Genomic DNA, 320 nt, shown 5'->3' with positions numbered 1-320 from the left:
GTTCGGGGTGGAAGCATGGCGACATGTGCAGCTGACGAATACTAATCGATCGAGGACTTAACCAATTTGTTTGTTTCGATGTCCTTTATCCAGTTTTGAGTGAACAAACTCATTTTATTAGAGGGTTTCAAGACACAAGCAGTGCTAGGAAACAAGTGAGTGAGAGAAGGAGCGTACTAGCGTACGTGACTGAACGAGCGAGCGAAGTTGACAACGCAATGCGCCGTGGATTGGAAGCCGAGCCAGTCTAGTGATGATGGCGAAGAGGTCACACCCGTTCCCATACCGAACACGGAAGTTAAGCTCTTCAGCGCCGATGG

1 rRNA gene is annotated in these 320 nt (G+C 49.1%); it reads left to right on the top strand.

The annotated features are described in order from the left end of the window. Positions 1-246 precede the first annotated feature (246 nt). Positions 247-320 (top strand): 5S ribosomal RNA (gene rrf, locus AC1ECF_RS17535); the annotation flags it as partial.

This window comes from Psychrobacillus sp. Z3-81 (genome assembly GCF_056620325.1).
Note: the sequence above shows the minus strand (reverse complement) of the source record. Positions and strands in the feature narration are given on the sequence as shown.